13 protein-coding genes and 2 riboswitches are annotated in these 13,504 nt (G+C 68.5%); of the genes, 9 read left to right on the forward strand and 4 right to left on the reverse strand.

The genetic code is table 11. The annotated features are described in order from the left end of the window. Window positions 1–3: 3 nt before the first annotated feature. A complete protein-coding gene (fbaA, locus tag ACEXOR_RS12720; protein ID WP_374850034.1) occupies window positions 4–1,029 on the reverse strand; it encodes a class II fructose-bisphosphate aldolase in 1,026 nt (341 codons plus the stop codon). A 211-nt stretch (window positions 1,030–1,240) separates the two neighbouring features. Between fbaA and glpX the strand changes: the two genes are divergently transcribed. After that, window positions 1,241–2,221: a class II fructose-bisphosphatase gene (gene glpX, locus ACEXOR_RS12725; RefSeq protein ID WP_374850035.1), complete on the forward strand. Its 981-nt coding sequence runs from the start codon at window positions 1,241–1,243 to the stop codon at window positions 2,219–2,221. Window positions 2,222–2,277: 56 nt separating this feature from the next. On the opposite strand, the gene ACEXOR_RS12730 is transcribed toward glpX, so the two are convergent. Then, the gene (locus tag ACEXOR_RS12730) at window positions 2,278–4,035 is read right to left on the reverse strand and encodes a DNA recombination protein RmuC (protein ID WP_374850036.1); all 1,758 of its coding nucleotides are present in this window, start codon (window positions 4,033–4,035) and stop codon (window positions 2,278–2,280) included. A 109-nt stretch (window positions 4,036–4,144) separates the two neighbouring features. On the opposite strand from ACEXOR_RS12730, the gene ACEXOR_RS12735 reads away from it, so the two are divergent. From ACEXOR_RS12735 to ACEXOR_RS12745, 3 genes are all read left to right on the forward strand, one after another. Continuing rightward, entirely contained in the window at window positions 4,145–5,659 is a 1,515-nt protein-coding gene (locus tag ACEXOR_RS12735; protein WP_374850037.1) for a CoA-acylating methylmalonate-semialdehyde dehydrogenase, read from the forward strand. Between the two features lie 135 nt (window positions 5,660–5,794). Next, on the forward strand, window positions 5,795–6,868 hold the full coding sequence (ychF, locus tag ACEXOR_RS12740; protein ID WP_374850038.1) for a redox-regulated ATPase YchF: 1,074 nt from the start codon (window positions 5,795–5,797) through the stop codon (window positions 6,866–6,868). 98 nt (window positions 6,869–6,966) lie between these two features. Then, on the forward strand, window positions 6,967–7,359 hold the full coding sequence (locus ACEXOR_RS12745; RefSeq protein WP_374850039.1) for a DUF2510 domain-containing protein: 393 nt from the start codon (window positions 6,967–6,969) through the stop codon (window positions 7,357–7,359). Between the two features lie 53 nt (window positions 7,360–7,412). Here the strand turns inward: ACEXOR_RS12745 and ACEXOR_RS12750 are convergent, their stop codons facing one another. Continuing rightward, a complete protein-coding gene (locus tag ACEXOR_RS12750) occupies window positions 7,413–7,562 on the reverse strand; it encodes a hypothetical protein (protein ID WP_374850040.1) in 150 nt (49 codons plus the stop codon). 150 nt (window positions 7,563–7,712) lie between these two features. Between ACEXOR_RS12750 and ACEXOR_RS12755 the strand changes: the two genes are divergently transcribed. Beyond that, entirely contained in the window at window positions 7,713–8,513 is an 801-nt protein-coding gene (locus ACEXOR_RS12755) for a hypothetical protein (RefSeq protein WP_374850041.1), read from the forward strand. Between the two features lie 11 nt (window positions 8,514–8,524). On the opposite strand, the gene lgt is transcribed toward ACEXOR_RS12755, so the two are convergent. After that, window positions 8,525–9,535, reverse strand: coding sequence for a prolipoprotein diacylglyceryl transferase (gene lgt / locus ACEXOR_RS12760; protein ID WP_374850042.1), 1,011 nt, complete (start codon window positions 9,533–9,535; stop codon window positions 8,525–8,527). A 223-nt stretch (window positions 9,536–9,758) separates the two neighbouring features. On the opposite strand from lgt, the gene ACEXOR_RS12765 reads away from it, so the two are divergent. The 4 genes from ACEXOR_RS12765 (at window position 9,759) to gcvT (ending at window position 13,504) form a co-directional block, all read left to right on the forward strand. Then, window positions 9,759–9,965: a cold-shock protein gene (locus tag ACEXOR_RS12765; protein ID WP_173181437.1), complete on the forward strand. Its 207-nt coding sequence runs from the start codon at window positions 9,759–9,761 to the stop codon at window positions 9,963–9,965. A gap of 192 nt (window positions 9,966–10,157) precedes the next feature. After that, window positions 10,158–11,258 carry a fatty acid desaturase family protein gene (locus ACEXOR_RS12770; RefSeq protein WP_374850043.1) on the forward strand — a complete coding sequence of 367 codons (1,101 nt, stop codon included), beginning with the start codon at window positions 10,158–10,160 and terminating at the stop codon, window positions 11,256–11,258. A gap of 21 nt (window positions 11,259–11,279) precedes the next feature. Then, window positions 11,280–12,011 (forward strand): copper resistance CopC family protein, encoded by a 732-nt coding sequence (locus ACEXOR_RS12775; protein WP_374850044.1) that lies wholly within the window; start codon window positions 11,280–11,282, stop codon window positions 12,009–12,011. Between the two features lie 50 nt (window positions 12,012–12,061). Continuing rightward, a riboswitch (glycine riboswitch) is annotated at window positions 12,062–12,157 on the forward strand. Between the two features lies 1 nt (window position 12,158). Then, window positions 12,159–12,282: riboswitch (glycine riboswitch) on the forward strand. A gap of 70 nt (window positions 12,283–12,352) precedes the next feature. Beyond that, complete coding sequence (gene gcvT / locus ACEXOR_RS12780; RefSeq protein ID WP_374850045.1) at window positions 12,353–13,504, forward strand: glycine cleavage system aminomethyltransferase GcvT; 1,152 nt, start codon at window positions 12,353–12,355, stop codon at window positions 13,502–13,504.

The following is a 13,504-nucleotide window of genomic DNA, read 5'->3' on the forward strand; positions in this document are numbered from 1 at the left end:
TGGCTACTTGCCCGAGTGGCCGGCCGAGCCGAGCTGCTGCGTGGCTTCCACCACACGGGCCGCCATCGCGGTCTCGGCGATCTTGCCCCAGGCGCGGGGGTCGTAGACCTTCTTGTTGCCCACCTCGCCGTCGACCTTGAGCACGCTGTCGTAGTTCTTGAACATCGTGTCGGCGATCGACCGCGTGAAGGCGTACTGCGTGTCGGTGTCGATGTTCATCTTCACGACGCCGTTGGCGACCGCCTCGTGGATCTCGTCATCCGTCGAACCCGACCCGCCGTGGAAGACGAGGTCGAGGGGCTTCGGGCCGTGACCGTACTTCTCGGTCAGGCCGTCCTGGATCTGCTTGAGCAGCTCGGGCTTGAGCTTCACGTTGCCCGGCTTGTACACGCCGTGCACGTTGCCGAAGGTGAGGGCGGCCATGTAGCGGCCCTTCTCGCCGAGCCCGAGGGCTTCGACGGTCTGGATGGCGTCATCCAGCGTGGTGTAGAGGTGCTCGTTGATGTCGTGGCTCACACCGTCTTCTTCGCCGCCGACGACGCCGATCTCGACCTCGAGGATGGCGTGGATGGCGGCGGTGCGCTTGAGCATGTCCTCCGCGATGCGCAGGTTGTCACCGAGCGGGATGGCCGAGCCGTCCCACATGTGCGACTGGAAGATGGGGTTGCGGCCCGCCTTCACCTCCTCCTCGGAGGCGGCGATCAGGGGCAGCACGAAGTCGGCCAGGGCCGGCTCAGGGCAGTGGTCGGTGTGCAGCGCCACCGTGATGGGGTAATTCTTCGCGACCTCGTGCGCGAACGCCGCGAAGGCGAGAGCGCCGGTGGCCCTGGCCTTCACGGTCTGGCCGGCGAAGTAGTCGGCGCCGCCCGTGGTGACCTGGATGATGCCGTCCGATCCGGCCTCGGTGAGGCCCTGCAGCACCGCGTTCAGCGTCTGGGACGACGAGACGTTGACGGCGGGGTAGGCGAACGCGCCGGCCTTCGCCTTGTCGAGCATCTCGGCGTACTGATCGGGGGTTGCAATGGGCATGTCATCTCCTTTGGTGGGCAGAACGGTCGGCGAGGTGTGTCGAGCGCTCCAGCCGATGCCGTGTCTTCGACGAGTCTAGCCAGGCAAGCTGTCGCGGTCAGGCAGTCGGTGCGGGTTCCGGCCGGGCGGCCGGCAGCGGCCGGGGCCGGGCAGCCGGCCCCGGCCAGGGTGCACCCGGTTAGGCTGGATGGCGACCCTGGAAGGAACGTCGATGAACGACAGCGCACCCCTGTACGAGAACCCCGACCGCAACCTGGCCATGGAGCTGGTGAGAGCGACCGAGGCCGCCGCCATCCGCGCTCAGCCCTTCATCGGGAAGGGCGACAAGAACGCCGCCGACGGAGCCGCTGTCGACGCGATGCGCAAGTTCCTCGGCACCGTCGACTTCGACGGCGTGATCGTGATCGGCGAGGGCGAGAAAGACGAAGCCCCGATGCTGTTCAACGGCGAGCACGTCGGCACGGGCCGCGGGCCGGCCGTCGACATCGCGGTCGACCCGATCGACGGCACCTCGCTCACGGCCGCCGGCCGGCAGAACGCCATCTCGATGCTGGCTGCCGCCGATCGCGGCAGCATGCTGGACGCCTCGAGCGTGTTCTACATGAACAAGATCGTGACGGATGCGGACGGCTTCGGCGTGATCGACATCGACCGCCCGATCGGCGAGAACATCCGCGCCCTGGCGAAGGCCAAGGGCAAGGATGTCGGCGACATCCGCGTGGCCGTGCTCGACCGGCCGCGGCACACCCAGCTGGTGGAGGACATCCGGGCCACCGGAGCCGGCACACGAATGCTGCTCGACGGCGACGTGGCCGGCGGCATCAACGCCGCCCGGTACGGCACCCGCATCGACATGTGCGTGGGCATCGGCGGCAGCCCCGAGGGCGTGGCCACGGCGTGCGCGATCAAGGCGCTCGGCGGCTTCATCCAGACCCGGCTCGCCCCGAAAGACGACGCGGAGCGTCAGAAGGGCATCGACGCCGGACTCGACCTCGACATGATCTACGGGGCCGACGATCTGGTTAAGAGCGACAACACGTTCTTCGTGGCCACGGGCGTCACCGACGGCGGGCTCGTGGCGGGCGTGAAGCGGCTCGGCCCGATCATCCGCACCGAGTCGATCGTGCTGCGCTCGCACTCGGGCACCATCCGCCGCATCGAGGCCGACCACCTCGCGGCACGCTGGCTCTAGCGGAGGCCGCGGCCTCCGCCTTCCCGCTCAGCAGTCGGCGGCGCGCGCCTGCGCGGTCAGCGCGAGCCGGTGCCCGTGGCGTCGAAGTCGAACTCGAGCTCGGTCGCGTTCGCCTCCTGCTCGAGGAAGGCGGAGTCGCGCTCGCCACTGGAGTCGCCCAGGGCGCTGAACTCGTCGTTGGGCTGGCGCCGCACAGAGGCGCCGTCTTCCGGAGCCTCCCCGGCTTCGGGAACGGGCTCCGCGGCCTGCCTGTCGGGCGCCTCGGCGAGCTCGTGCTTCTCCGTGGTCTCAGGCTTCTGGGCGGTCTCAGGCGTCTGGGCGATCTCGGACTTCTCGGCGGCCTCGAGCTCGGCGAGCAGCTCCCGCCCGGTGATCTCCCGCGGAGCCTCCTCGATCGCCGCGCGCTCGGGGAAGAGGTTCTCGCTGTTCAGCGACGCGAGCTTGCGTGCGGTGGGGTACACCTTCCGTTCGAGTGAGCCGATGAAGGCGTTGTAATCCTTGACGGAGCGCTCGATCGTGTTGCCGAGCTTGTCGATGTGCTGCGCCGTGGTGCCGAGGCGGGTGTACAGCTCTTTGCTCAGGTCGAAGAGCTTGCGGGCGTCTTCCGTGAGGACTTCCTGCTGCCAGCTGAGCGCGACGCTCTTGAGGATCGACCACAGCGTGACGGGTGACGCGAGGGCGACCTTGCGCGAGAAGGCGAAGTCCATGATGGTGGGGTCTGCTTCCATCGCACCCGAGACGAGCGATTCGCTCGGGATGAAGGCGATCACCAGCTCGGGCGAGGATTCCAGGCCGTTCCAGTACCCCTTCGCCCCCAGCGCCACGATGTGCGCCTTGAGGGCGGCGACGTGCTTCTTCATCAGCTGCTCGCGCCGGTCGCCCTCGGCACCGGTGGCGGAAACCGGGATCGCCGACGCCTCGAGGTAGGCTCCGAACGGCACCTTCGCGTCGACTGCGATGTTCTTGCCGCCCGGTAGATGAACCACCATGTCGGGGCGCCCGGCGCCCGTGTCGCTGACCACCGAGGTCTGCACGTCGAAGTCGACGTGCTCGATGAGCCCGGCTGCCTCCACCACGCTGCGGAGCTGCGTCTCGCCCCACACGCCACGGGTGCTGTTGGACCGCAGCGCCGAGGCGAGGGTCTCGGCGGTGGATCGCAGCCGCTCTTCTGACTCGGTGGCCGATTTGAGCTGCTGCGAGAGCTCGCCGTGCTGCTGCTGGCGCTGCGTCTCGAGCTCGACGACCTTGGCCTGCATCTCCTTGAGGCTCTGCTGCACGGGGCTGAGCGCCACGAGAACCTGGCTGTCCTCGCGCTTGCGCGTCTTCTCGGCCTCGGCGACGGCGGTGAGCTGGCCCTGCAGGTCGGCGATGCGCTCGTGCAGCGTGCCGATCTGCGCGCGGTACTGCTCGTCTTGCTGCGCGAGGCGCTCCCGGCCCTGCTCCGTGGCGAATGCGAGTTGGGCCTCGAACTGCTCGCGCGCCGCTGCCGACTGCTCGCGGTGGGCCCTGGTTGCGGCCTCGGCCTGCTCGCGATGGGCGAGCGTGGCGATGTCGACCTGTTCACGGAGGGCCGACGCGGTCGCCTCGACGGCCGCGAGGCGGCTCTGCAGCACCGCCCGCTCGTCGACCAGCAGCTCCACCCGCCCGCGCACCTCGCCGAGGTCGGCGGTGCGCTCAGCCAGCGCCGCCTGCAGACCAGGGTCGGCAGAAGCCGCGGCATCCGTTCGCCGGCTGCGGGCCAGCAGCCAGCCGCCGGCCACGCCGAGCAGCAGACCGATCGCGAGCCCGATCAGGAGGGGGAGGAGTGCGTCCATGCCCTCAGTGTGTCACCGGCCGCCGACATCGGCGGGCCGCCACGTCGCGGGCGGGCGCCGAAGCTCTAGTCTGGTGCGAACAGCTCCTCCCACAACGAAGTCAGGAATCATGTCAGACGACCACACCACCGCGAATCGGCCCGTCGTGAACCACTGGGTCGACGGCGCCGAACTCGTCTCCACGAGCGGCCGCACCGCTCCCGTGTTCGACCCGGCCCTCGGGCGCCAGACGAAGAGCGTCGCGCTCGCGAACGCCGCGGAGATCGACGCCGCCGTCGCCGCCGCGAAGGCCGCCTTCCCGGGCTGGCGCGACACCTCGATCACGAAGCGCCAGCAGGTGCTGTTCTCCTTCCGAGAGCTGCTGAACGCGCGCAAGGGCGAGCTCGCCGAGATCCTCACCGCCGAGCACGGCAAGGTGCTCTCGGATGCGCTGGGCGAGATCACGCGCGGGCTCGAGGTGGTCGAGCTCGCCACCGGGTTCCCGCACCTGCTGAAGGGCGAGTACTCCGAGAACGTCTCCACCGGCGTCGACGTCTACTCCACCAAGCAGCCGCTCGGCGTGGTGGGCATCATCAGCCCGTTCAACTTCCCGGCGATGGTGCCGATGTGGTTCTTCCCGATCGCCATCGCGGCGGGCAACACCGTGGTGCTGAAGCCGAGCGAGAAAGACCCGTCGGCCGCCAACTGGCTCGCCGCCCTGTTCAGCGAGGCCGGCCTGCCCGACGGTGTGTTCAACGTGCTGCACGGTGACAAGGAGGCCGTCGACGGCCTGCTCGAACACAAAGACGTCAAGAGCATCTCGTTCGTCGGATCCACCCCCATCGCCCACTACATCTACGAGACCGCGGCTCGCAACGGCAAGCGCGTGCAGGCCCTGGGTGGGGCGAAGAACCATATGCTGGTGCTCCCCGACGCCGACCTCGACCTGGCCGCCGACGCCGCCATCAACGCCGGCTTCGGCTCGGCGGGCGAGCGCTGCATGGCCATCTCGGTGCTCGTGGCCGTGGAGCCGATCGCCGACGAGCTCGTCGCCAAGATCCAGCAGCGGATGGCGGGCCTGAAGACCGGTGACGGCCGCCGCAGCTGCGACATGGGGCCCCTGATCACCGAGGTGCACCGCGACAAGGTGGCCTCCTACATCGACGTGGCGAACGACGACGGGGCCACGGTCGTGGTCGACGGTCGCGGCATCGAGGTCGACGGCGAGGCCGACGGCTTCTGGCTCGGCCCCACCCTGATCGACAACGTGCCCACCACCTCGAAGGTCTACCTCGACGAGATCTTCGGCCCGGTGCTCTCGGTGGTGCGCGTGCACTCCTACGAAGAGGGCGTCGACCTCATCAACAACGGCGCCTACGGCAACGGCACGGCCATCTTCACCAACGACGGGGGAGCGGCCCGCCGCTTCCAGAACGAGGTCGAGGTGGGCATGATCGGCATCAACGTGCCCATCCCCGTGCCGGTGGCCTACCACTCGTTCGGTGGTGTCAAGGATTCGATCTTCGGCGACAGCAAGGCGTACGGGCTCGCGGGCTTCCGGTTCTTCACCCAGGAGAAGGCCATCACCTCGCGTTGGCTCGATCCCTCGCACGGCGGCATCAACCTGGGTTTCCCCCAGAACTGACCCCCTTCACACCAGATCCGTCACTTTCGGCCCTACCCGCGCGGTTTTCGGGCCGAAAGTGACGGATCTGGTTTTCGGGGCGGGTGAGCGTGCGGGCGGAGTGCCCCGCGCATCCGGAAGCTAGGATTGACCCCCGTGGCTCTTACTATCGCGATCGTCGGACTCCCCAACGTGGGCAAGTCCACCCTGTTCAATGCCCTCACCAAGAACCAGGTTCTGGCGGCGAACTACCCGTTCGCCACCATCGAGCCGAACGTGGGGGTCGTGAACCTGCCCGATCCGCGGCTGAACACGCTCGCCGAGATCTTCGGCAGTGAGCGCATCCTGCCGGCGCCGGTGTCGTTCGTCGACATCGCGGGCATCGTGAAGGGCGCGAGCGAGGGCGAGGGCCTCGGCAACAAGTTCCTCGCCAACATCCGAGAAGCGGATGCGATCGCCCAGGTCATCCGCGGATTCACCGACTCGGACGTCATCCACGTCGACGGCAAGGTCGATGCGGCCAGCGACATGGAGACGATCAACACCGAGCTCGTTCTGGCCGACCTGCAGACCCTCGAGAAGGCCGAGGCGCGGTACGAGAAGGAGGTCAAGGGCAAGAAGCTCGAGCCCGCCGTGCTCGCCGCGGCCCAGGCCGCCCGGGCCTACCTCGACACCGGCAAGCCGCTGTCGTCGTCGTCGATCGACCTCGAGCCCATCAAGGAGCTGGGGCTGCTGACCGCGAAGCCCTTCATCTACGTGTTCAACGTCGACGAGGAGATCCTGAACGACCAGGCCCGCACCGAGGCGCTGGCCGCCCTGGTGGCACCGGCGCAGGCGATCTTCCTCGACGCCAAGCTCGAGTCGGAGCTGATCGACCTCGACCCGGCCGACGCGGCAGAGTTGCTGGAGTCCACCGGCCAGGCCGAGAGCGGTCTCGACCAGCTCGCCCGGATCGGCTTCGACACGCTCGGGCTGCAGACCTACCTCACGGCGGGCCCGAAGGAGTCGCGCGCGTGGACGATCGGCAAGGGCTGGACGGCGCCCCAGGCGGCCGGCGTCATCCACACCGACTTCCAGAAGGGCTTCATCAAGGCAGAGGTCATCTCCTTCGACGACCTCGTCGAGACCGGCTCCATCGCCGAGGCGCGCGCGAAGGGCAAGGCCCGCATCGAGGGCAAGGACTACGTCATGCAGGACGGCGACGTCGTCGAGTTCCGCTTCAACAACTGACCCGCCCTCGCACACCCGGACACACCCCTCGGGGGTGGCACCCGGCCGGGCCGCAGTGCGGCAGGCTGCTGGCAGGCGGAAGCGACGAGGGGCGGGTCATGGCAGGCGAGGCGCAAGCGGGCTGGTACGACGACGGGTCGGGAGCCATGCGGTGGTGGGACGGCGCGGTCTGGACCGATCGGATCCAGCCGCCGCCGCCCGCAGCGCCCGGGATCGGCGGCATGATCGACCGGATCGGTGCCGAGGCCGTCGCCGGCGGCCGCCCACGACCGGCTCCCGCGGGGATGAGCTACGTCGTGCTCCAGGTGATCCTCAAAGAGAAGGTCTGGGGCACCGGCTCGGGCAACCTCACCGAGCTCGAGCGCGCCATCAACGCTCAGGCCGCGCTCGGCTACCGACTGCACACGATCTCCACCGCCGTGTCGGGCAGCAAGGGCCTCGGCGGCGGAGACCGCATCCAGGCGACGATGGTCTTCGAGAAGATCGGCTGAGCTGAGCCGAGCTGAGCTGAGCTAAACCGAGCTGAGCCGAGCCCGGGCCCGCTTCAGTCCTCGGCGCCCGACCCGCTCGGGTCTCCGGGCGCCCCCACCGGTGGCGTGATCGTGGGCGCCTCGGTGAGCTGCTCGGGAACCTCTGTTCCTGCGGCGAGCTCGGGGTGCTCGTCGGGGCGATCGGATGCGGCGTCGTCGGTCATGGCTTGGCTCCTTCGGTGCGGCCGGTCGGCTGCGTCGGGCACAACCTAGAACCGGTTCGGCTCACCGGCAACGGCCTTGCCGTGCCACGCCCGGCCGGGGGCACCCAGGGGGCTTTCCCAGGAACGCCGGGAACCGCTAGCGTCAGCGGGGTGAAGACACCGGGAACCGATGCCATGCACGTGCACACGCATCTGCACATGATGACCGTCGTCAAAGACGGCAAGCTCAATCCCGACGTGCGGCTCTGGACGGGCATCGCCGCCCTCAGCGTGGCCGTGCTCACCGCCACGGAGTTCCTGGTGCAGGTGCTGCTCGTGGGTGCCCGGCCGGCGCTCGACGACCCAGAGGCACTCGCCGTGTTCATGACCCGCACCGGCACCTGGACGCTCGTCACCATCCTCATCGACACCTTCCTGATGTCGGCGCTGCTGGTGTTCCTCTCGGGCTTCCGGCAGCTCATCACGCACACCAGGCCCGACCTGCAGTGGATCGCGAACATCGCCTACGGCGCGGGGCTGCTCTTCATCGCGGTGACCCTCGTGGGCGACGGCCTCGAGGGGGCCACGGCCCTCGACACCACCGACCTCACCGCCGACCCCTCGTCGCTCCGTGCCCTCACGGTGGGGCACACGCTGATGTTCGGCACGATCGGATGCACGCTGAACGCCCTCGTCGCGGCTGCCGCCGGGTACGTCACCCTCGCCTCGGGTGCCCTGCCGAGGTGGACCGGTTACGTCGCCCTCGCGGTGGCCGCACTCAACCTGCTGTCGGTGCCGACCATGTTCGGCGGCACCAGCCCCGACAGCTTCTTCGCCGCCGGGGGAGCGGCCACCGCCATGCTCGCGACGTTCCCGTGGCTGGTCTGGGTGACCTGTGTGGGAGTCGTCGCCATCCGGGACCGTCGTCGGCTCGAGCTGCTGCCCCCCGAGGTGCGGGCGGCACTGGCCTGACGCCGGCCGCGTCAGCGGGAGGGGCTCTTCAGTTCCTCGTCGGTCCAGCGCTCGCCGTCGACGCCCTGCTCCGACGCTGATTCGGAGTCAGGGTCTGCCGAGGCCGCCGAGCCCTCGAGCGAGGTGTCGTCGGCACCCTTCTTCTTCTTGACGACCACCGGGCGCGGCCCGCGGCCGGCGCGGTACACCGAGATCTCCACCCCGGGGTGACGGCGGCTCTGCACCACGAACAGGATGACGCCGAGCAGCACGGCCGCGAACGACGCCCACACGTTCACCGGGATGCCGAAGAAGCCGTCGCTGGACGGGTCGATGCGGATGGACTCGAGCCAGCTGCGGCCGAGGCCGTACCAGACGAGGTAGAGCGCGAAGAGCTTGCCCCAGCGCAGCCGGAACTTGCGCTCCAGCACCAGCAGGAGAGCCACGCCGACCAGGTTCCAGATGATCTCGTAGAGGAACAGCGGGTGGAAGAGGGTGCCTTCGGGCAGCCCGACGGGGAACGCCCCGTTCGACTGCTCGATCTCCAGGCCCCACGGAAGAGTGGTGGGCAGGCCGAACAGCTCGTGGTTGAAGTAGTTGCCGATTCGCCCGATGGCCTGCGCCAGCAGCATCGCGGGTGCGAGCGTGTCGGCGAACGACCAGAGACGGATGCCCGCGAACCGGCAGCCGATCCAGGCACCGATCGCGCCGCCGATCAGCGAGCCGTAGAGGGCGTTGCCGCCGTCCCAGATCTGCACGACCCGCACCAGGTCTGCGCCCTCGTAGAAGTAATCGCTGCCGTGAGTGAGCACGTGGTAGATGCGGGCTCCCACGATTCCGAACGGCACCGCCCACAGCACGATGTCGATGACGACCCCGGGCTCGCCTCCCCGCTTGGTGAGGCGGTGGTTGACCATGAACATGGCCGCCACGATGCCGGCGAGGATGAACAGTGCATAGATATGGATCGTCAGCGGGCCGACCTGGAACTGCGCGAGGTCCAGTGGCGGGCTGGGAATGCTGAGCGGGCTGAGAGAAGGCACGCTGAATTCTAAAGCTTCGCGCCGCCAGAAACAGAACTCTGTAGCCGTCGGGCCCGGTAAGCCGCTAAGCTGTAGTCAGTTGTTGTGTTACCCATGAATCTTGAATAGGGTCCTTCACCGCAGAAATGCGGGGCTGGACTTGCTTTTCTGAGGAGCGGAACAAAGTGCACCGCGACGGTAGGTTCCGACAAGCGGAACCGTCTACCTCGAAAAGAGAAAAATAATGGCTCAAGGCACCGTGAAATGGTTCAACTCCGAAAAGGGCTTCGGCTTCATCTCCCCCGATGACGGTGGAGAAGACGTGTTCGCTCACCACTCGGGCATCAACGGCTCCGGCTACAAGAACCTCGAAGAGAACCAGCGCGTCGAGTTCGACGTGACGCAGGGCCGCAAGGGCCTGCAGGCTGAGAACATCACCCCCCTGGGCTAAGACCCTCGGGCTGATTCCAGCCTCCGATGCACCAGCTGCATTGCACAGAGAACCCGCGTCCGCAAGGGCGCGGGTTCTTTTTCGTTCTTCAGGTGATCTTGCAGGTTTTCGCCATAGGTTTGAGACCATCTACAGGGCATCTGCTCGAACACCGCGGCTGGGAAGCCGACCCGAAATTGTGACGAGGCCCGTGTGACCATCACACCCACTTCATCCCTCCGTTCCACCAAACCCCGTAAGGCCGGCGCAGCCCACCCCACTGCCGCCTACTCCGAACTCCTCTCGACCGTCCGCGACATGGGCCTGCTGCGCAAGCGCCGCGGCTTCTACATCGCCATGTTCTCCGTGCTCGTGCTGGCTCTCGGCGGCTCTGCCACCGGTTTCGTGCTGCTCGGCGATTCCTGGTTCCAGCTGCTCATCGCGGGCGCGCTCGGCATCATCTTCACGCAGTTCGCCTTTCTGGCGCACGAGGCCTCGCACCGTCAGGTGTTCTCCTCGAACAAGGCCAACGACCGCGCCGGGCGCATCCTCGCTACCGGTTTCGTGGGCATGAGCTATGCCTGGTGGATGTCGAAGCACACCCGTCACCACGGCAACCCGAACATGGTCGGCCGCGACCCCGACATCGACCGTGACGTCGTGTCGTTCGTCGAAAGCGACGCCGCGGCCACGAAGGGTCTCTCGGCTCTGCTGACCCGCAAGCAGGGCTTCATGCTGTACCCGCTGCTGCTGCTCGAGGGCTTCAACCTGCACTTCCACTCGTTCAAGACCCTGTTCGGCAAGAAGCCGGTCGAGGGCCGCGCCTTCGAGCTCACCCTCATCGGGCTCCGCCTCGGTCTGCTGATCGCCGTGGTCTTCACCTTCCTGCCGCTCGGCATGGCGTTCGCCTTCATGGGCGTGCAGCTGGCCGTGTTCGGCTTCTACATGGGAGCCTCCTTCGCACCGAACCACATCGGCATGACCCTCTTCCCCGAGGGCTCACGTGTCGACTTCCTGTCGAAGCAGGTTCTCTCCTCCCGCAACATCGCGGGCGGCTGGCCGATGACCATCGGCATGGGTGGCCTCGACCTGCAGACCGAGCACCACCTGTTCCCGAACATGGCCCGCCCGAACCTCGTGAAAGCCCGCCCCATCGTGCAGGAGTACTGCCAGACCCACAACATCCCCTACACCCAGGTGTCGTTGCTGGCCGCGCACAAGGCGGTCGTGGGCTACATGAACAAGGTGGGGCTCTCGGCCCCCGACCCGTTCGACTGCCCGCTGGTGAACCAGTACCGGCTCCGCCGCAACTGAGCCGCCGTTATCGTTGACGGTGTGAGAACCGCACGTATCGCGCTGACCCTGTTCGTCGCCGCAGCCCTCGCGGGCTCGGCCCTGTTCACGGCGGCCCCGGCGTCGGCTCACGACTCCCTCTCCGGCTCCACCCCGGGCGACGGCGAGTCGGTCACGGTCGATCCGGGTTCGGTGGTGCTCACCTTCAGCGAGTCCCTGCTCACGGTGGGTGGCACGACGGATGGCTTCGCCGTGCAGGTGGTCGACAGCGAGGGCCTGCACCACGAGTCGGGCTGCGTCACGATCACCGACGCGACGGTCTCGGCTCCCATCGCCCTCGGTGACGCGGGCGGCTACCAGGTGATCTGGCAGGTTGTGTCCAGCGACGGACACCCGACCTCCGGCCAGTACGGCTTCGACTACGAGCCGACCGATCTCACCGGCGCCCATGACGGGCTCACCCAGGCGGCCGTCTGTGGCGAGGCCTGGGCGGGAGAACCCGACGAACCCGCCACGGCCACCCCGTCCCCCGCTGACACGCCCGCTGCGGCGACGACGGATGCAGCCGGCACCGCGGTCACCGAGACCTTCACAGCCACCGAGACCGCCGGCCCGGCCGGCGGCGAGCTGCAGCAGGCCGGAGACTCCCTGCCCTGGCCCTTCGTGGTGCTGCTCGTGCTCGTGGGGCTCGGGGTGATCGCCGCGATCGTGGTGCTCACCCTTCGGCGCTCCCGCGGTGGGGGCTTCGGCGGCGGGGGCTTCGGCAGCAGCTGACCGGGCGCTATGCTCGACACGCACCACTTCAACTGAATACCGCTGGCCATCAGGCCGACGCGGGAGAGCCCGGCCGGTGTTCCGGCGGGCACCGAAGGAGCAATCCTCCCCGATAATCTCTCAGGTCCTCGTACCGCGTCGAACTGGCCACTCTGGAAAGCAGTCCGCGGCATCGACGGCGGCTCGCCCACGGTGAAAGCACCCCGGTCGATCCGTGCGGATCGCGTCAGACCGGTGGTGTGAAACTCTCAGGCACGATGACAGAGGGGGAGTTCTCATGGGCGCGTCAGCGCCCTCGACACCGCGGAGCCCCGGCTCCGTTCGAACGGAGAACTCCACTCGTGACCGACGCACCCTCCACCGCATCACCGGCAGCGCCCGACGCGGCGCGCTTCTCGCCGCTGGATGCCGTGCACCGCGCCGCCGGCGCATCCTTCACCGACTTCGCCGGCTGGCAGATGCCGGTGCGCTACTCCAGCGACCTCGCCGAGCACCACGCGGTGCGGGGAGCCGCCGGGTTGTTCGACCTCTCGCACATGGCCGAATTCGCCGTCTCCGGGCCCGACGCGGCCAGGTATCTCGACGAGGCTCTCGCCGGGCTGCTCTCGGCGACCACGGTGGGCCAGGCGAAGTACTCTCTGCTGCTCGCCGAGACCGGCGGCGTGATCGACGACGTCGTGGTGTACCGGCTCGGCGAGCAGGAGTTCCTGGTGGTGGCCAATGCTTCGAACCGCGTGCCGGTGGCCGAGGCCCTCGCAGCCCGTGTCGGCGACTTCGCCGTGGAGGTCGCCGACCGCAGCGACGCGTTCGCGCTCATCGCCGTTCAGGGGCCGCGATCGCGGGAGATCCTCGAGCAGACCGGCGGCCTCGAGACCCCGGGTATCGACGAGCTGCGCTACTACCGGTCGGCATCCGCTCGGTTCCACGGCGAGCCGATGCTGCTGGCGCGCACCGGCTACACCGGTGAGGACGGCTTCGAGCTGTACGTGTCTCCCGAGCACGCCGAGGCGCTGTGGGTGGCGCTGACGGCGGCCGGCGAGCCGCTGGGGCTCGTTCCCGCCGGACTGGCGAGCCGCGACACTCTCCGGCTCGAGGCCGGCATGCCGCTCTACGGGCACGAGCTCTCGCTCGAGGTGCTGCCCGAGCAGGCCGGCCTCGGCCGCGTCGCCGCGCTCGGCAAGAAGTCGTTCGTGGGTCGCGACGCCCTGGTGGCGGGTGCGGGGGATGAGGCGCCCGTGCTCGTGGGCCTCATGGCCGAGGGCCGCCGCGCCGCCCGCGCCGGCTACGAGCTGTTCGCCGACGAACGCTCGACCGAGCCGATCGGCCTCGTCACGAGCGGTGCCCTCTCGCCCACGCTCGGCCATCCGATCGCCCTCGCCTATCTCGACCCGCGATTCGCCGCGCCGGGCACCGAGGTGAGCGTCGACATCCGGGGCAAGCGCCTCGCGTTCACCACCACGACCCTGCCGTTCTACCGCCGCACGAAAGGCTGA

Origin of the sequence: Herbiconiux liangxiaofengii (assembly GCF_041927335.1) — a bacterium.
Taxonomy (GTDB): domain Bacteria; phylum Actinomycetota; class Actinomycetes; order Actinomycetales; family Microbacteriaceae; genus Herbiconiux; species Herbiconiux liangxiaofengii.

Coding starts and splice junctions, on each gene's coding strand:
- fbaA (WP_374850034.1), bottom strand. CDS start 1,029: ATGCCCATTGCAACCCCCGATCAGTACGCCGAGATGCTCGACAAGGCG.
- glpX (WP_374850035.1), top strand. CDS start 1,241: ATGAACGACAGCGCACCCCTGTACGAGAACCCCGACCGCAACCTGGCC.
- ACEXOR_RS12730 (WP_374850036.1), bottom strand. CDS start 4,035: ATGGACGCACTCCTCCCCCTCCTGATCGGGCTCGCGATCGGTCTGCTG.
- ACEXOR_RS12735 (WP_374850037.1), top strand. CDS start 4,145: ATGTCAGACGACCACACCACCGCGAATCGGCCCGTCGTGAACCACTGG.
- ACEXOR_RS12745 (WP_374850039.1), top strand. CDS start 6,967: ATGGCAGGCGAGGCGCAAGCGGGCTGGTACGACGACGGGTCGGGAGCC.
- ACEXOR_RS12750 (WP_374850040.1), bottom strand. CDS start 7,562: ATGACCGACGACGCCGCATCCGATCGCCCCGACGAGCACCCCGAGCTC.
- ACEXOR_RS12765 (WP_173181437.1), top strand. CDS start 9,759: ATGGCTCAAGGCACCGTGAAATGGTTCAACTCCGAAAAGGGCTTCGGC.